At 45.4% G+C, this 17,253-nt stretch carries 12 protein-coding genes and 1 tRNA gene; 7 read left to right on the top strand and 6 right to left on the bottom strand.

Features of this window, described 5'->3' with window-relative positions:
* The first annotated feature begins 108 nt into the window (after nucleotides 1-108).
* Complete coding sequence (locus PBAL39_RS18500; RefSeq protein WP_157274103.1) at nucleotides 109-2,208, top strand: M48 family metalloprotease; 2,100 nt, start codon at nucleotides 109-111, stop codon at nucleotides 2,206-2,208.
* Nucleotides 2,209-2,221: 13 nt separating this feature from the next.
* Here PBAL39_RS18500 and PBAL39_RS25440 read toward each other — a convergent pair whose 3' ends face one another.
* Nucleotides 2,222-2,359 (bottom strand): hypothetical protein, encoded by a 138-nt coding sequence (locus PBAL39_RS25440; RefSeq protein WP_008244352.1) that lies wholly within the window; start codon nucleotides 2,357-2,359, stop codon nucleotides 2,222-2,224.
* Nucleotides 2,360-2,454: 95 nt separating this feature from the next.
* Nucleotides 2,455-2,970 carry an RNA polymerase sigma factor gene (locus PBAL39_RS18495; protein WP_008244350.1) on the bottom strand — a complete coding sequence of 172 codons (516 nt, stop codon included), beginning with the start codon at nucleotides 2,968-2,970 and terminating at the stop codon, nucleotides 2,455-2,457.
* A 686-nt stretch (nucleotides 2,971-3,656) separates the two neighbouring features.
* Between PBAL39_RS18495 and PBAL39_RS18490 the strand changes: the two genes are divergently transcribed.
* The 6 genes from PBAL39_RS18490 (at nucleotide 3,657) to PBAL39_RS18465 (ending at nucleotide 9,524) form a co-directional block, all read left to right on the top strand.
* A tRNA-Leu gene (locus tag PBAL39_RS18490) sits at nucleotides 3,657-3,740 on the top strand.
* 932 nt (nucleotides 3,741-4,672) lie between these two features.
* A complete protein-coding gene (locus PBAL39_RS25435; protein WP_008244344.1) occupies nucleotides 4,673-4,822 on the top strand; it encodes a hypothetical protein in 150 nt (49 codons plus the stop codon).
* Nucleotides 4,813-5,016 carry a hypothetical protein gene (locus PBAL39_RS18485; RefSeq protein ID WP_008244342.1) on the top strand — a complete coding sequence of 68 codons (204 nt, stop codon included), beginning with the start codon at nucleotides 4,813-4,815 and terminating at the stop codon, nucleotides 5,014-5,016. Before PBAL39_RS25435 ends, PBAL39_RS18485 begins: the two co-directional genes overlap by 10 nt.
* A gap of 131 nt (nucleotides 5,017-5,147) precedes the next feature.
* Nucleotides 5,148-6,515 (top strand): hypothetical protein, encoded by a 1,368-nt coding sequence (locus PBAL39_RS18480; RefSeq protein ID WP_008244340.1) that lies wholly within the window; start codon nucleotides 5,148-5,150, stop codon nucleotides 6,513-6,515.
* Nucleotides 6,516-6,525: 10 nt separating this feature from the next.
* Nucleotides 6,526-7,035: a hypothetical protein gene (locus tag PBAL39_RS18475; protein ID WP_008244338.1), complete on the top strand. Its 510-nt coding sequence runs from the start codon at nucleotides 6,526-6,528 to the stop codon at nucleotides 7,033-7,035.
* An 872-nt stretch (nucleotides 7,036-7,907) separates the two neighbouring features.
* Nucleotides 7,908-9,524, top strand: a complete 1,617-nt coding sequence (locus PBAL39_RS18465; RefSeq protein WP_008244336.1) for a Na+/H+ antiporter — start codon at nucleotides 7,908-7,910, stop codon at nucleotides 9,522-9,524.
* On the opposite strand, the gene PBAL39_RS18460 is transcribed toward PBAL39_RS18465, so the two are convergent.
* The 4 genes from PBAL39_RS18460 to PBAL39_RS18445 all read right to left on the bottom strand — a co-directional run bounded on the left by PBAL39_RS18460 (nucleotide 9,521) and on the right by PBAL39_RS18445 (nucleotide 17,169).
* A complete protein-coding gene (locus tag PBAL39_RS18460; RefSeq protein WP_008244335.1) occupies nucleotides 9,521-11,995 on the bottom strand; it encodes a sensor histidine kinase in 2,475 nt (824 codons plus the stop codon). The two genes, PBAL39_RS18465 and PBAL39_RS18460, sit on opposite strands and share 4 nt — an antisense overlap.
* A 31-nt stretch (nucleotides 11,996-12,026) precedes the next feature.
* On the bottom strand, nucleotides 12,027-13,967 hold the full coding sequence (locus PBAL39_RS18455; protein WP_008244334.1) for a sigma 54-interacting response regulator: 1,941 nt from the start codon (nucleotides 13,965-13,967) through the stop codon (nucleotides 12,027-12,029).
* A gap of 191 nt (nucleotides 13,968-14,158) precedes the next feature.
* Complete coding sequence (locus PBAL39_RS18450) at nucleotides 14,159-15,499, bottom strand: sigma-54 dependent transcriptional regulator (protein ID WP_008244333.1); 1,341 nt, start codon at nucleotides 15,497-15,499, stop codon at nucleotides 14,159-14,161.
* A gap of 17 nt (nucleotides 15,500-15,516) precedes the next feature.
* Complete coding sequence (locus PBAL39_RS18445; protein ID WP_008244331.1) at nucleotides 15,517-17,169, bottom strand: sigma-54-dependent Fis family transcriptional regulator; 1,653 nt, start codon at nucleotides 17,167-17,169, stop codon at nucleotides 15,517-15,519.
* Between the last annotated feature and the right edge of the window lie 84 nt (nucleotides 17,170-17,253).

Here is a 17,253-nt window from a genome sequence, read left to right as displayed (position 1 = left end):
AAAGATTGCTTGTAGGTGTCGGAAATTTCTTTAAATATGGACATATATGATTGCTGGGACAAATATAATTTAAAGGATTCTATTTATCTTGCCAGAAAAAGCGATTGTATGCAAACTAGTGCACTGAAAGTTTCTGAGAATTTCAGGAAGATGGCGGTACGATCTGTACTCTCCATCATCCTGTTTCTGATCACCTACATCATTCTGGTCATCCTTGGTGTTGGTGTGATCTTCTTGTGCGGGCTGGCAGCGTATGGCCTGATTGCACTGCAGGTCATGTTTGTGACCATCATGCTTGGTCTGGGCTTTGTCGCAATGGGGCTGCTCATTTTCTTTTTTCTGATTAAGTTTGTCTTCAGTAGCCCTACAAAGGTTGACCGTAGCCACCTGATGGAAATCAATAAGGAGCAGCAGCCTGAATTGTTCAGTTTGATTCATGACATCGTCAGGGAGGTGGGTACGACTTTCCCGAAAAGGGTATACCTTTCTTCTGACGTCAACGCCTCGGTTTTTTACGATTCCAATTTCTGGAGTATGTTTTTTCCCGTTCGAAAGAACCTCCAGATCGGTATGGGATTGATGAATGCGGTGTCTGTCACAGAGCTGAAAGCCATTCTCGCTCATGAATTCGGGCATTTTTCACAGCGCAGCATGAAAGTAGGTAGTTATGTATATAACGTAAATAAGGTCATCTACAACATGTTATACGACAATGACAGCTATGGATCATTGCTCAACAGGTGGTCTAACATGAGCTCTTACTTTGGCGTTTTTGCCAAAGGGGCCATCCTCGTCGTCCGGGGCATCCAATATGTGCTGATGAAGGTGTATAGGGTGCTCAACCTCAACTATATGGCCTTGTCAAGGGAGATGGAATTTCATGCCGATGCCGTCGCCGCCAGTGTTACTGGTTCGGGGCCACTGGTGACTTCTCTATTGAGACTCGAACTTGCCGACCAGTCGCTCTCCATAGTTTTTGACTATTATAATGATAAAATAACTGCACTGCAGAAAACCGGTAATTTCTACCCTCAGCAGCAGTTTGTCATTGGCAACATCGCCAAAAATGAAGGTCTTCCACTTAAGAATGGCCTCCCGGATGTATCCCTGGATGTATATAGAAAGGTCAAAAAGACAAAACTGGTGCTGAACGACCAGTGGTCCTCACACCCCAGCACTGAAGAAAGGGTGGCGCGCCTGACCAGCCTTAACTTCCCGGCAAAGAACAGTGAGGGCGCTATTGCCATTGATTTGCTGGCAAACAGGCAGCAACTACAGGAGCAGATTACTGCAGACCTGTTTGATAAAGTTACCTACACCGGACAGCCTACATCACTTGGGATCCAGGGGTTTATTGACGACTTCCTGAGTATGGAAGAGAAAAATGCCTATCCAGGGATATACAACAGATACTTTGACCAAAGAAATCCTTACATCGGATTTTCAGATGCAGATTTTATCACCCAGCCGATAGCCACTGAACCATCGATCTCCACTGAACCGTTGGCTATCGAAGAGATGCTGGACGATAAGACCCTGGGCCAGCTCAATGCGTTGAACAATGCCAATAATGACAAGGAGGTACTTGAAAGAATCGCAGCAGGCACGCTGGAAGTGGAAACCTTCGATTATGACGGGCAGAAGTACGCCGCAGCAGATGCACGGATGTTGATCGTTTTTTTGGAAAAAGAGATTGATGTTCATGAACAGTTTTTAAAGGAGAAAGATGAAACGTTCTTTTTCCAGACCCTCAATACTGCCATTCGTACAGGTAATCTGCAAGGGTTTAAAGAGAAATCATTGGCTTACCAGTCGGTTGGTACAAGACTGGAAATTCAACGCAGCCGCTACGCTCAACTGGCTGAAGCAACCTCTTTCATGCACGTTTCAACGCCCTTTGACCAGATGCCCGCAAATATAAAGCAGCTGAAAGAGCAGGAGGGACCCTTCAAGGAAGAAATCAGGTACATGATGGATAGTCCGCTTTCTGGTGATGCCATTGATGAGGCCATGAGAAACCGACTGAACGAGTATCTCCTGAGCGACTGGACATACTTCGACAATAACCTCTACTTCGATCAGCAGATCGAGTCCTTGTTTACCGTAATGGCGGATTACTATGCGCTGGTTTATCAGATACACTTCCACGTAAAGAAGGAGCTATTGGCATTTATAGTGGAGTTGGAAGCCAGCAGACACCATTCTTAGTGTCTTGAGTGCATCAGTCGGCCTGTGGCCGGAATTGATAAAGGATCAGGTTCCTTAGGATCAGAAAAATCACAAAGGCCCCGAGGGCCAGTAGCATAATTTCAGAAAGACCGACCTGCAGGCCATAAATTGTTAAGGCGATTGTATTCATAAAGCTCAATGTACATCTAATAAAGTGAACGCTGGGGCTGTTACAACTGTTTGTGATATAATGCGTTGAAAATTACATTGACCCGTATATCCGGATCAGTTGAGGCTCACCCGATAAGTCTGCAGCTGCAACCGCAACATCCTCCGCGCCTCGTGAATCCTGGTCTTCACTGTTCCAATTGGAATGTTCAGCTCTTCAGCAATCTCATAATATTTGTATCCCTCAAAATAGCGGACAAAGGCGGTTGAATAGATGGTAGGGATGTTGCTGATTGCTTTTTTGATGTCCTGCATCACAAATTTATATTCGCAGGGATAACTAGCCATACCTCTCATGAACAGCGGGAAGTCGGCTGCATCAGGAGCATATATCAACGCATTTTTCCTGGAATTTCTCCGGAAGTTATTGATGAATGTATTCTTCATGATCGCAAAAAGCCAGCTCTGGAGATTGCTGCCCTGCTCAAATTGTTCGCAATATTTCAAGGCTTTGAGCATCGTGTCCTGCACCAGGTCCTTTGCATCATCATGGTCATTGGTATATTTCATCGCAAAAGCCCTCAAGGCGGTCGCATGCTGGTTGATCATCAGGTTAAATTGTTCGGTTTTCATATAGGTTATGGTTAGGGGCAGCAGTTTATGGTTTAACAGCAGATGGTGTCCGGCTAAGGTGTTAATCGATTTGCAGAGGTTACAACCGAAGGTCTAACGGGCATCTGAAGCCTGCTTCTGCGGTAAATGTTGACCATCGAATACAGTATGCAGATGGCAGTAATCGTGAGGAAGAGATTAATTTTCATGACCAGGTATCAGTTAGTGGTGGAACAATATGCTTAATTCTTACATTGAAAAATCGTGCCGAATGGTTTATGTAGTTGTAAATGAGTTTGTTGATGTATTTTTCTCGCCTTGCTTATCCACGATATACCGTTTTTTTTCCTGTCGTTTAACCAAATTTCAGCAATTCAGGGGTAACGACATACAGTGATTCAGCTTTTGTACCGGGTGGTTTAAGCTGTGGTATACTTTTGAAGATGCCGGATTTACTGGCCTCTGCGGCTGTCAGCAGCAGTGCTTTTCAAAATGGCTACAGGGACTGTCTTCACATTAAAACAAAACCATCTGGGTAAACCCCTGTCAGGACGATGAAATTAGGTGAAATTTTAAATTGCTTATTATAATGTGGTTAGCAGAAAAGTTAAGAAAATAGTGGCTTAAAATTCATCTATAATTTTTTCATACGAGAGGATTTACTTACATTCGCACCACAGTGCAGAAAAAAACGCTTAGCTGTTTTTGCCCGGATGGCGAAATTGGTAAACGTTGCGGTCTCAGAAGCCGTTGGAGTACAATCCTTGAGAGTTCGAGTCTCTCTTCGGGCACTGTTACGGCTTACAATGATTTGTAAGCCGTTCTTATTTTTGGTGTCAATATGGTGTCCGATTTATTTGTATTGCTTTAGATTGTTCGTAATCTATATTTTCAATCAATTCAACTTTTTAAGTATCTGCTCTACTAAAGCTCTCATCTCCTTAAGCTCCGCGTCCAGTCTCACCACTTTCGCATGGAGCACGTGTGATGATTGGAGGTTATCCTTAAAGTGGCTACTTTTAGAATAACCCCCAAAATTACCAGGATGGTATTCCGGGATGAAGAGGCTGTTTTGACAATGCTATACATTGTCGGATAATTTTAAGTTAAAATTGTGGGCGCTAAATTTATTAGTATTTTTGACACAGTAAACTTATAGTTATGAGCAAGGAAAGAATTGCAGTAGCCGCTTCAGCGAGCTACCAAGCTTGGGCTTGCTACGAAAGCGAATAATGCCGGATGTATAATTTACATGATACCAAAAATATTATACACCTCGTGAATTCATTGAATCCAAAGAGATTGTTGAAATCATCCGATTAGGACAGGATAATCACTACAATTTTACTTGCTTTTATCCTAAAAAACGTTATTTGCAGAAAGATTGAAGAGATGAATACTGCTAAGGAGCAATATAGAAAGACAGAGGAAGATTTCGAGGATCTGATGTCGAAGATAATGAAGGTGTTTGATTTTAAACCTGTCCTGATGATCAAAAAATAACCAGAAAAAATACATAAAAACTTTGCAAATACGCAAACTTTTTGTGTATTTGGTACATAGTAAAGATAACCATCACAAAGAAAGGATTTGATGTTAGGTTCAAATCAACATTCAAATCGGTAAGAGGTCTGATCAGGTTAATTGTTAAGCTGATCATCTTCTAAAGACCAACCGGGGGCTAGGCTCCCGGTTCTTCCTTTGTTTAAAGTTACGCAAAATTATGATCAAAGAATTGATAGGCTATGTAAAAGCCTGGATTAAAGGTGAGGAAGCTGAGTTGCACGTCGATAAGACCTGGAGCTTCGGATGGTGGGAGATCATCCCACTGGTAGCAATTGTGGGACTTATCATTTACTGGATATGCAGATAACAGGAAGGCGCGCAGCCTTCGAGGCTATGCTGCAGGAACGCGGTGTTTACAAAAAGCTTGGTGTAGAACGGTCCACTGTATCCAGCTGGAAGATCCGACTTAAGTCTGGGGAATCGATTTCAGAGGACAAAATGAAGGAGATGCTGCTGAAGTACGGATATACCATTGCTCAGGAGGAGGTATGGGATATATGAAACTCTCAATAAATCAGAAGCTAACAGATTACAACAAAAACCAAATTGTTAAATTATGTGAATTAAATTTGACTTGTTATTTAACTTTCCTATAATTGTGAAATTTTTAACGAAATCACAATTATAACTTTATGAAGCTCTCTATTAAGCTGATAGCCCTATCAGCAGTATTATTAACGCTCGCAGTGATAAACTCCTGCAAAAAAGATGAACTTAAAACTTATGTTATCGAAACAACCGGACGATTTGCTTATTACGCAGAACAAGCGAAAAAAGAACAAGCGGAAAAAGGTAAAGTATCCAGCGTCCAACGGCTAAAAAACAATGCAACCATTTCTGCAGTCAATGATGGCCCAGAAAGCTGTTCTGGTTTTATGGATTACAAGTTCAATTATGCCAACCATGGAGTCCCTGATTGGGTGACAACTCAGCTAAAGATTGAATTTAGACAAAAATTACAATATAATCTAAATCTGACATTTCCCGGTATTTTTTTTGTAGATGTAAATTTTATAAGTTTTCATGATTCAGAAAGCTACATTGCTAATCAGACAAAAAACATTATTGCTCAATCTTTTAATGAGGTGGCTCAGCTACCCCCATATAATACTTACGGTGGACTGGATGTTCTTCCACAAGATGTAACGGTGATTGAATATGACGTTATTTGCACTCCAAAGTCAACAACTGATCCAACAAATCCAAACGATCCAAACAATCCAAACGATCCCGGTAGCGGCGGTGGCGGTACACCAGGTGACCCAAATGATCCCAACAACCCGATGAATCCAGAGCCCAATCCACCAAAAGAGGATCCTTGTGATAGAGTCACTGAAGTAATTAATAATGCAAGTAACCCGAACATAACTGACCAAAACAACAACATTAGAAATGCAGGTAACATGTCTGTCCCACCGCGGGAATTTGGAGCCGACGAAAAATTGAATACTTTGGTTGATGGCGATTATAAATATACTAACACTAGGGCGGGAGGAGCGCAATATTTCGAAGCAAATTTCACCTGGAATAGTCAAGATGGTTATTCAACCGGGTTTTCACACTATCATCCAGATGGAACCGCTCCTTCTCCGCTTGATGCATTTGAACTTCTAAGAAATCTTACATTGCCTGGCTTAGCGGGGGGAAGCAGTAGTGATATAGCTTTTTATAAGCAACATGCATCACTTACAACTATCAGTTCTACTGGTCAACAATATACTCTTACTATTGCAGACTGGGGATTATTGAAGGGTATATATGAAACAAGATATGCTACTAATCCAACAAAATTCATCAATGAATTCAATGCATTAGCAAATAAATATCTAGCTGATCATCCTTTATCAACTGAAGCGGAAGCTACCGAATATGCTTTAAAAGGTAAACTAGGTAACTCAATTAATTTATTCAAAAAGGACGGTTCAATACTATTCAAATACATTGAAATCAACTCACAACAAGGTAATGTAACTGGTACAGTAAAAAAAACAGGCTGTTAAAAACAAAAATATGAAAAAGACAATCGCTATAACAATTCTCTCCATCTTCGTGAGCTTAGCAGGATTTACGCAGATAAAAATAAAAACCACTCAAGCAGACATAACATTACCTGCAGAGGTTACCAAGAATCCAGTTTCTTATTCACGAACAGCAAATAGTGACGGAACAGTCAGTATACCTAAGGGAGATTACCAATATGATAATCATAATTTTTCTCTGACATATACCTCGATGAAACAAAACAAGCTGTTTCTCTCAGACAAAAAAACGGGAATTGAAAATCGTAGGAAGCGATACTTCCCTAACAACAGCTATTCTCAGACAACGATATCCAAAATAAATGGTATCAACACTCTAGTTTCAAGAGCTGAAGGAGGGGAGAAAAATTATTATTTTTTCTATGCTGTAAATGATAATTACACTTACACAGTTTGTGGTATGCTCGAATTTCCAAAAGGTGATGAGACTACAGCTAAAGAACACATTATTGAAATTCTAAAAGGCATCAAAATGCTTTAAAAAGCAAACCATGCCGTGTATCAGTAATATCTCCTATCGAAGGCTGTCTGCAAAGATAGCCTTCGGTATTTTCAAACTACCGGCCAAATGGTAGTTGCCTATCCAACATTACTATTACTCGAAAAGGCTCAATCGTAGTCACAACATAAACTGCATACAGTTCCTTATGCGTGGACTCTGCTATCTGTTTCAGGTGCTCATCGAGCTGATCAGGTGATGGAGCGTGTCCCATGTGTTTCAAGTACAAGTCTGTCACTGTCCATATCACCTCTTCGCTAAACTTTACGATCACCGGTTCCATACAGAGAAGATATAATTTAGTGACTATATTAGTTCCATGAGAAACAAGTTTCTACCCGGTATGTCACTAAGAGGTAAGATCGTATTTGTAGTTGCTACAATATTGATATCGCTTCTTCTCAGATATTATTTGTCAAGGTAACGCCATCAAAAAAAGGTTGTATTTTACAACTTGATTCGAATAATGGACCTTTATATATTTGCAACACATAATAATACATTAATCTACACTGAGGGCCATCGAAAGATGACCTTTGGTGTAGATTAATGTTTAAAGCCCGAGCCCGAATCTATTAATCAAACCATTAATCAAATTCCAACTCCCTTTCAATCTTGGGATTTTTAGTCATTATGGTGAACAAAAAATATTTGACTCCTTTTCATCAAGAAGATTATTTTCATCAGCCTGAATATTGGTCGATCCCTTAAAACACGCTACCTGTCGTAAAATCACTTTATTTCGTTAACCATGATTTTTGTATTTGTGTTTTTTATAACGCAATACACTGTTGAATAATGATTTGTACTTTTGGTGTGTTTGTTGAAGCACAAACACTAACCACCACATACCTATGCATTACATTTTACTCCAGTTTTTAATCTTGTTGTCTGCCGCATTTTTGCTCATCATGCTTGCCCAGAAAGTGAAGATCAGCTATCCCATATTTTTGGTGCTCGCCGGTCTTGCCATCAGCTTTATACCAGGGATACCGGTCATCACTATAGATCCCGACATGATCTTCCTGATCTTTCTGCCACCTCTGTTGTATGAAGCAGCGTGGTACACCTCCTGGAACGATTTCTGGAGATGGAAGCGGCCCATCAGCCTGCTGGCATTCGGACTGGTCATATTTACTTCTGGTATCGTCGCGTTCCTTTCCAACAGCATGATTCCAGGATTTACCATGGCGATGGGCTTTCTGCTGGGTGGCATTGTTTCTCCTCCGGATGCCATTGCTGCCACATCCGTCCTTAAGAACATCCAGATTCCCAAACGTATAAATACGATTCTGGAGGGTGAGAGCCTGGTTAATGATGCGTCGAGTTTAATCGTGCTGCGCTTCGCCCTGGTTGCCGTCACCACAGGACAATTTTCTCTTGGTGAGGCTACTGTGGAGTTCTTTGTGAGTACCGTCATGGGGGTGACCATCGGCCTGGCCATTGCGCATCTGTTTTATGTCATCCATCGTTTTCTGCCCACTACGCCGAGCATCGACGCGGCCTTCACGCTCATCGCCCCATATTTTATGTACCTCGTTGCGGAACACTTTGAGTTTTCGGGTGTCATGGCTGTAGTCAGTGGGGGGCTTTTCCTGTCCTATCGTTCGCATGAGATCTTCAGTGATGGCCAAAGCCGGCTCCAGACGATAAACGTGTGGTCAACTCTGGTTGTCATCCTCAACGGTCTGGTGTTTATTCTGATCGGCCTGGAATTGCCTGTAATCGTCGATGGCCTGGAGGGATACTCCCTCACTGAAGCCTGGGGTTACGGATTGCTGATCAGTGCCGTCGTGATTGTGATCCGCGTATTGTGGATTTATCCAGCAGCCTTCATCCCACGGTGGTTGTCCAGCAAAATCCGCCGTAAGGAAGTCGCTCCGGGCTGGAAAGGTCCTCTGGTGATTGGCTGGGCGGGCATGCGCGGGGTGGTATCTCTCGCGGCAGCATTGTCACTTCCACTGACCATCTCCGAGGGGGTTGCTTTCCCTCACCGGAACCTGATCATCTTCATCACGTTCGTGGTTATTCTTGTGACGCTTGTCTTCCAGGGGCTTACACTTCCTTTCCTGGTGAAGACCATCAAACTGTCTGAGATCGATCCTATAGCTCCGGAAGGGCAGCAGGAAGCCAGCATCAAGGCCAGGCTCATTGAAGTTTCATTGAAACGCCTGGAAGAACATTATTCGGATCAAACAATGAGTATAGACCTGATACAGTCCTTGAAAAATGATTTGAACACGCGGTTGAGCCATGTTTCAGACCGACTGCAGTCTATGGAATGTGAAGAAATAGAATCTGCTGAGATGGACGTTTACAATGAGGTGCTCATCGATTTGTACCACATCCAGCGCCGGGAGTTGTTTAAGATCCGCAAAGAGCGTATCTACAGCGACGAGGTGATCCGCAAGCAGGAAATGCAGCTCGACCTTTCCGATACTAAAATTGCAAGGAAAAATAATAAACACTAGTCTTCATCCGGGAGTACCTTTGGAAAAGATAACCTGATGCGGACGCCAGCCTCCGATTGTATCTGGAGGCTGCCGCCAATTTGCCCACCGAGTCCACTCATTAAGGTGAACCCCAGGCTTTTGTTGCCGCTGAAGTCAACATCTGGAGGAAGCCCAATGCCATCGTCAGCAATCATCAGCCGGTAGTTCAGCGTATCCTCTTCCTGCAGTTCGATGGTTACCGAGCCCACCTGGTTTTCCGGAAAAGCATATTTGATGATGTTGGTGATGCCTTCATTGATGATGAGCCCCAATGGGATGGCCTGGATCACGTTGAGTTCTATTTCTGCAAGGTCAAAGTTAAACCTGATCTTTTGGTTGACATGAAAGGTATCACAAAGAAACTTCATCAGCTCTGTGATGTAATCTTTCATATTTACAGAGGCAACGTGCTCGGTCTGGAACAACTTCTGATGGATAAGTGAGATCGACTGGATCCTGTTCTGACTGTCCTTAAGTGCTGCCAGCGCCGATTTGTCACTTAGAAAACTGGTCTGCGCGTTCAGCAGGCTCGTAATTACCTGCAGGTTGTTTTTTGTCCGGTGGTGGATTTCCTTAATCAGCCATTCCTTCTCCGTCAGTAATTTCGATTGTCGGCGGATCAGGTTTTCCAATGTATCATTTTTCATCATGATCTCTTTCTGATGGGAGAGTAGCTGTTGATTGGCCTTCTTCCTGCTGCGGTAACTGTAAAAAAGCAAACCGATGATGGCTGCAAAAGCAATCAGGCTGATCGCTGTCACCTTCGCAATCCACTCTGCCTTTTGCCTGCTGACCACCTGAAGTGTATTTTCTTTTCTGAGCAGCTCGTTGTCTTTCTCCTTCTGCTCTGCCTGATACCGCACCAGCATTTCCTGCATGTTCCGGTTACCTTTTGCTGTTAACAATGAGTCGTTTATGGCTTTGTAGCGCTTGTAGTGATTTAATGCTGAGGTCAGGTCATTTCTTGCGGAGTCTGCCTTGTACAGATACAGGTAGGTGTTGCTGATTTTAGAGATGGGAAAGCTTCCTCTTGGTAAAGCCAGCACCTTATTGAAATAGATGGAAGCATTGTGGTAATCGCGCTGCTGGGTATAGAACGCTGCAATGGTGTAAAAGCTCTCTGCGGAATGGAAAAAGTTCCTGGGCATCACGCTTTCCCAATGGATCATCTCCAGGTAGAACTTCAAGGCCTTTTTATAGTCCTTCATCGCATTGTAGGTGTTGCCCCTGATGGTGGCCAGTAACACCTTGCTGACCGGCCGGAGCTGCTTGGCAGCATAAAGGTTACTGAGCGACAATACCTCTTTCAGGTGGTGCTGGCGGATGAGCTGATCGGAGAGGGACTTCAGGCTGGAGAGTTTTACGTCGCTATTCTGGTACTCCATGGCTTCCAGTGAACCCTGGAAGGCTTTTACGCTTTCTTTTGTGTTCCCCAACTCGGCGTAAATGTTACCGAGGTTGCCCAGGAAATAACCCTTTGAAGCATCACTACCGGTCTGCTCCATATATTCAATGGCCAGGATACAGTTCGTAAGGGCGTTTTTCAACTTGCCCTGAAACAGGTTCGCCGAAGAAAGCAGGTCGTAGGTAAACTGCAGGTTTTTATAACCCATCTTTTTGTATAGCTGCAATACGCGCGACAAAGCCTTTTCACCTGCATCGAGCTGCCCCATATTGATCTGGACATCGGCAATGGCCTTCTCCATCCCAACGTAAGCTTCTTTATTGCCGCTTTGCTGGAAATAAGAGGATGCTTTATGGTAGTAGCTCAGTTTCTCCTCGCCAAGTTCCAGGTGGTCCCCAAGTCGCGAACTGGCGGCGGCGGCATTTTCAAAGTCGCCTTCTTTCAGGCACTTGTCAATCAGCGCAATAAAGCTGAGCTTGGAATGGACGTGGTCCATACGCTCTTCGATGATGTCTGCCAGGTACACCCGGGCAGCATTGCCCATAAACTTAAGGTTATAGTTGGTGCTGAGTTTTACAGCGCTGTTGAGCAATAGAAAGGCACTATCGAGGTCACTTTTTTCTTCACCTGGTTTGTACAGGTAGTATGCACCGGTTTCCGTGAGCAGCTGGACTTTTGTCTGCGGTAAAATGGCGTTGATGTTGTGGAGCACATAGCCTGGCTCGGATAATTTTAACTTTGCCCTGGCAAGGCTCAGCAGGCTGCGCCCATAAGTCCGGCTCTGGGGGAAGGCCTTGCTCAGGCCAATGGCGAGGTTTGCGTAATATATGGCCGAGTCCAGGTTCTGTTTGTTGCCAATCTTATTGTATGCATAAAAGTTGCTGAGCGCATTGGCGTAGGTAATGTAGTCTTCCTTCCCCTTGTTCTGCTCCAGCAGTTTCAGTAATTCCGTCAGTGAATGTTTCAGGTCTGTCTGCCCAAAGCCGGGTAGTGGAATAATAAACATCAGGACCAATCCCAGCACACTTCTTTTAATCTTCAACATAACCTCTGTTTGGGGAAGCCCAAATATACAGCTATTTGATGTATTCGTATTTAATGCCGAGCTTTTTGATCTTTGAGTTCAGTGTTGTTGAAGGCATGTTGAGTATTTCTGCGGCTCCTCCTGGTCCAAAAACCTTTCCCTTACACATCTTCAGGATGCTGAGGATGTGATCGCGTTCCATCTCCTCCATGGTCTTGATCCTGAACTCTCCGGAGTTGCTGCCTGCCAGTGAAGGGGTAGTGGTAGGAACGATGATGGTGGTGATCTCCTCTTCTTTGGACAGAAGTACACTACGTTCAATGAGGTGTTCCAGCTCGCGGATGTTGCCCGGCCAGTCGTACTGCTGTAGCTCTTCCATAGACGCCGCCGACACACCGCCGATCTGTGCTGAAGCATTTTTGCTGTACTTTTTGATGAAATGATGGCTAAGGAGTGGGATGTCCTCCTTGCGCTGGCGTAAGGAGGGTAGCTCGATAGGAAAAACATTCAGGCGGTAGTATAAGTCCAGGCGGAAGCGGCCCTCCGCAACTTCCTTTTCCAGGTTTCTGTTAGTTGCCGTAATGATCCTCACGTTGATCTTTTTGGTGCCGTTGCCGCCAAGACGCTCGATCTCCTTTTCCTGCAGGACGCGGAGTAGTTTTACCTGTGCCTCCAGGGGGAGCTCGCCGATCTCATCCAGAAAGATGGAGCCGCCGTCAGCCTGCTCAAACTTACCGATCCGTTTGTCATTTGCCCCCGTAAAGGCACCTTTTTCATGCCCGAAAAGCTCTGATTCAATGAGTGTCAGTGGCAATGCAGCGCAGTTAACGGTGACCATAGGTTTCGACTTGCGTGGCGAGAGCTTGTGTATCGTATGGGCAACGCGTTCTTTTCCCGTGCCACTTTCACCAAGGATAAGCACGGATGTATCATCGGCTGCTACCAGCTGGATCTTGCGGAACACGTCTTTCAGCAGGGAGCTCTGTCCGATGATGCCATGGAAGTCGCTTTCCAAAGGAACCTGCACCTCTTTCAGCGGCTGTGGTTTTGGCTCTGCTGCTGCAACGGAAATTTCCCGTTTATTGTAAAAAATATCCTGTGCGATCAGTGCAAGGCTTTTATGAAACTGATTCACAATGCCCTGGTGCACCTTCGTGTAGAGGTCGGCAATGGTACTGAAGAAAATAAACTGGAAAGGCTCTTCCTCGCATTTCAGCTCAACCACCAGGGCCGATTCCAGGCTGAAATGATCGGAAAGTACTTTGATCCATTCATTCTCCATTCTTAGCTTCCGGAATTCGTAACCATTGAAGATGGCTTTCCCGTCGAAAACCAGTGCCTTGCTGTTCCATAGCTTGAAGTCCCGCTGACTCAGCTCCATGTCTGCCTGCAACTCCTCGCTGCTATATGACTTGTAATGCTGACTGTCGTAGCGGAACAGGTTGAGGTCTCCGGCAGCTCCCCGACGTGAGGATCTGGTGACCCATAAAAAATCGTAAGGCAGCAGCGACTGCATGGCTGAGGCCAGTTGTTTTATCTTTTCGGCTGTCGTTTCCTGTTTGCCGACAATATGTTCTACCTGTTTCTGAAAGCCTGGAGCTTCATTGTGGTTATATTTCAGGTGCTGGTCATGGCGATATTGTGCAATATCCAGCATCACCAGCAGGTCTTTTTCGCGGAAGGGCTTCACCAGGAAGCCGTAAGGCAGGGTTGCCTTTGCTGCTTCCAGAATTCCCTGGTTGGTGTTTGCGGAAATGTAGATGAAAGGGATGCCCATATCTGTCAGCTGACCGGCGAGGTCGATACCTGTTTTGTCGCCCTGCAGAAAGATATCCAACAGGATCCAGTTCGGTTGCTTCAGTTCAATCAGTTCCAGGGCTTTCGCTACTGAAGGCGCAATGCCACATACCTGGTAGCCCGAACGTTCCAACATGATCCTAAGGTCATTTGCCACAATAAATTCATCTTCTACAATTAGGATTTTTTTCTTCATCTTCTGTTTTGCAAACTATTAATGTTGACCCATCCAATCAGACTTAGGTACATTGAGAACGGTCTTGTAGCCAGCGTTTTATCTGTTCAATAAGAACGCCAGAAATTAACTTGTTTATTTATAGTTATTTGCGTGCTGTGCTGTGATTTTTTTGTTTACGCTATTTCGTCAATTTACGAAAGATAAAATCCTTATCGCCTGATACCCAATTTCCTCATTTTGGAGTTCAGCGTGGTTGGAGGGATCCCGAGCAGGTCGGCAGCTCCACCTGCGCCGGCAATCTTCCACTTACAGCGCTGCAGGACCTCCACAATATGGTCTCTTTCGTTTTCAGCAATGGTTTTTACTACTGCAGGGCTTTCCCCTGAGACGTCGTCCAGCTTCAGTTCCAGCAGTCCTTCTTCCAGCATGCCTGTTCTGCTCAGAAGAATGCTGCGCAGCAGCACATGCTCCAGCTCGCGGATGTTACCTGGCCAGTCGTAGCGCATCAGCTGGGCCATGAAACCATCGGTGGTCCCATCGATCTGCCTGCCTGCCTTCGTTGCGTGTTTCTGGATGAAGTGCGCCACCAGCAGTGGGATGTCTGTACGTCGCTCCCTCAGTGAAGGTACCTGGAGTGGAAAGACGTTTAATCTGTAGAAAAGGTCCAGCCTGAACCTTCCGCGGGCAATCTCCCGCTCCAGCTGCAGGTTGGTTGCAGCAATGATCCTGAGGTCGACAGGAATGGGCCGACTGCCGCCCACACGTTCAATCTCCTGCTCCTGAAGTACCCTGAGCAGCTTCGCCTGCAGGTCGAAGGGCATCTCGCCGATCTCATCCAGGAACAGCGTGCCGCCACTGGCTTCCTCGAATTTGCCGATTTTTGTCTGAACGGCATCTGTAAAAGCGCCTTTTTCGTGACCAAACAAAATCGACTCAATGAGCTCGGCAGGTAGTGCAGCACAGTTGACTGCAATCATCTGCTCCTTGCTTCTGCCGGACAGACGGTGCAGGTGACGTGCAATGATCTCTTTCCCGGTGCCACTCTCTCCTGTAATCAACACCGCAGTGTCGGTAGGCGCAACTGCCATCAGCTGATCCTGCAGCTTGTGCAATGCCGGACTTCCGCCGATCATGTCACTGAATCCTGCTTGATGCACTTTAGTATCGGCCTTCATGCTACGGCTATGGTTGCTGCGGTAGCTGGCGATGTCTATGCTGAGTAATACATCTTTCTCGCGGTAGGGCTTAATGATAAAACCATAGGGAAGGGTAGGCTTCACCGCTTCCATAACCTTTTCGTTGGAGTTGGCGGAAACGTAAATAAAGGGGATCTCCAGTTTCATCAGTGTCCTTGCCAGGTCGATGCCCGTCAGCTTTCCCTTCAGGTAGATGTCGAGCAACACCAGGTCGGCAGGTTCCTGCTCCAGCATCGCTAAGGCACGCTTCACCGAATCTGCAATGCCCGTTACATGGTACCCTGCATTGCTTAGGATCACCGACAGGTCGTGTGCAACTATAAATTCATCTTCAACAATTAATATCTTTTTCATCTTTCCCAGTCCGGGCTTTAAATTACGTGTTCCTTCTTGATGTTGAACTTCTTGATTTTTGAGTTGAGTGTCGTAGCAGGGATACTCAGCAGTTCGGCAGCGCCCCCATTGCCGGAAATCTTACCCTTGCACAGTTTCAGGATGTTGAGGATGTGGTCCCGCTCATTTTCGAAAATGGTCTTGATGCGGATTTCTTTGTTGCTTGTAAGGTCTTCCATATGCTCCACCTTTGGTAAATGCACCTCGTTGATGATGTTCCCCCGCGATAGCAGGATGCTGCGTTCGATCAGGTGTTCCAGCTCACGGATGTTTCCCGGCCATGGGTATTCCTGAAGCGTCTTTAATACCCCTTTGGTCATCCCTTTTACTTGCCTTCCGGTTTTCTTGGCCAGGTGTTGGATAAAGTGCGCCGACAAGGCCTGGATGTCCTCCTTCCGGTTTCGAAGCGGGGGGATGGTGATGGGAAAAACGTTCAGTCGGTAGTAAAGGTCGCTTCGGAAGTTGCCTTCCTCCACCTCCTTCATCAGGTTTCGGTTGGTGGCGGCAATGATCCGGACATTGGTCTTGATCACGCCCTTTCCTCCAATGCGCTCAATTTCTTTTTCCTGCAACGCACGCAGCAACTTCACCTGTATGTCGGGTGATAATTCACCAATCTCATCCAGAAACAAGGTGCCGTTGTGGGCCAGTTCAAACTTGCCAATGCGGCGTTCTGAGGCGCCCGTGAAACTGCCCTTCTCATGACCAAAGAGCTCACTTTCTACCAGGTTCGCCGGCAAGGCTGCGCAGTTGACCTTGATCATCAGCTTATCTTTTCTCGGTGAAAGGTTGTGGATAGACCTGGCCACAAGCTCTTTGCCGGTGCCGGTTTCGCCAAGGATAAGCACAGTGCTGTCTGATGCTGCCACCTGCTCAATCAGGTCGAATACCTGCCGGATGGCACTGCTCTGACCCACCATCTCGCTGTGGTGGTATCTGGTATTGATCTGCTCCTGCAGATATGATTTTTCATCCTCCAGCTGCTGCTTATAGGTGTTGATCTGCTGCAGCTGCTCCTCGATCTTCTCATTTGCCCTGATGTTGGAAACGGCAACGGAAATCTGAAGGGATATGCTGTGCAGCAGCGAATAATATTGGTTCGATACGGCATTGCTCTTTTTCGCATAGAGGTAAAAAAAACCGCTGCATTCGTCACGGTCGAAGATCTTCATGCCAATCATCTCCCGGATGCCTTTATTCTGCCAGAAGCCCAGCCATATCGGCGGATCGGGCCATTGCATGACTTCTTCTACTTCAAATACAATGGGATGTGCTGAAGCCAGCATGGCTTCGCATAATCCATCGTCAAGCGAATATCGCTTGGTGGAGGCAGGGGGAATACCTGCCGCATTCCGGAAGTCCTCCCGTTGATTGTACAGAAAAGGGCTGTGTGTCTTTTTATCTTCATTGATCAGACAGATGACAAACTCGTCAAAGTCGAACAGTGTTTTCAGCTTCTGGTCAATGACCTCAAATAAATCATACTTGTTCCTGATGGTGGCGATGGCATTGCTCAATGAAAGCAGTACCGCACTTTCCTGTTCCTTTCTAATGATCCGTTCATTGATTTCCAGTAACATCCGGTTCTGATCCTGCGCTGAAAGTCCCCCTGCTTGGTATGCTTCTTCCATCTGATAAAGGTAATACTTATCTCGTAAAAATGGCGAAAATAGAATGCTGTAGTGGCGAGATTTCGTTGAATGGAAAAGGGGAGC

The organism is Pedobacter sp. BAL39 (assembly GCF_000170795.1).
Classification (GTDB): Bacteria; Bacteroidota; Bacteroidia; order Sphingobacteriales; family Sphingobacteriaceae; genus Pedobacter.
The sequence above is the reverse complement of the archived record's forward strand: the minus strand, read 5'-3'. Positions and strand labels throughout refer to the sequence as shown.

Coding starts and splice junctions, on each gene's coding strand:
- PBAL39_RS18500 (WP_157274103.1), top strand. CDS start 109: ATGCAAACTAGTGCACTGAAAGTTTCTGAGAATTTCAGGAAGATGGCG.
- PBAL39_RS25440 (WP_008244352.1), bottom strand. CDS start 2,359: ATGAATACAATCGCCTTAACAATTTATGGCCTGCAGGTCGGTCTTTCT.
- PBAL39_RS18495 (WP_008244350.1), bottom strand. CDS start 2,970: ATGAAAACCGAACAATTTAACCTGATGATCAACCAGCATGCGACCGCC.
- PBAL39_RS25435 (WP_008244344.1), top strand. CDS start 4,673: ATGATCAAAGAATTGATAGGCTATGTAAAAGCCTGGATTAAAGGTGAG.
- PBAL39_RS18485 (WP_008244342.1), top strand. CDS start 4,813: ATGCAGATAACAGGAAGGCGCGCAGCCTTCGAGGCTATGCTGCAGGAA.
- PBAL39_RS18480 (WP_008244340.1), top strand. CDS start 5,148: ATGAAGCTCTCTATTAAGCTGATAGCCCTATCAGCAGTATTATTAACG.
- PBAL39_RS18475 (WP_008244338.1), top strand. CDS start 6,526: ATGAAAAAGACAATCGCTATAACAATTCTCTCCATCTTCGTGAGCTTA.
- PBAL39_RS18465 (WP_008244336.1), top strand. CDS start 7,908: ATGCATTACATTTTACTCCAGTTTTTAATCTTGTTGTCTGCCGCATTT.
- PBAL39_RS18460 (WP_008244335.1), bottom strand. CDS start 11,995: ATGTTGAAGATTAAAAGAAGTGTGCTGGGATTGGTCCTGATGTTTATT.
- PBAL39_RS18455 (WP_008244334.1), bottom strand. CDS start 13,967: ATGAAGAAAAAAATCCTAATTGTAGAAGATGAATTTATTGTGGCAAAT.
- PBAL39_RS18450 (WP_008244333.1), bottom strand. CDS start 15,499: ATGAAAAAGATATTAATTGTTGAAGATGAATTTATAGTTGCACACGAC.
- PBAL39_RS18445 (WP_008244331.1), bottom strand. CDS start 17,169: ATGGAAGAAGCATACCAAGCAGGGGGACTTTCAGCGCAGGATCAGAAC.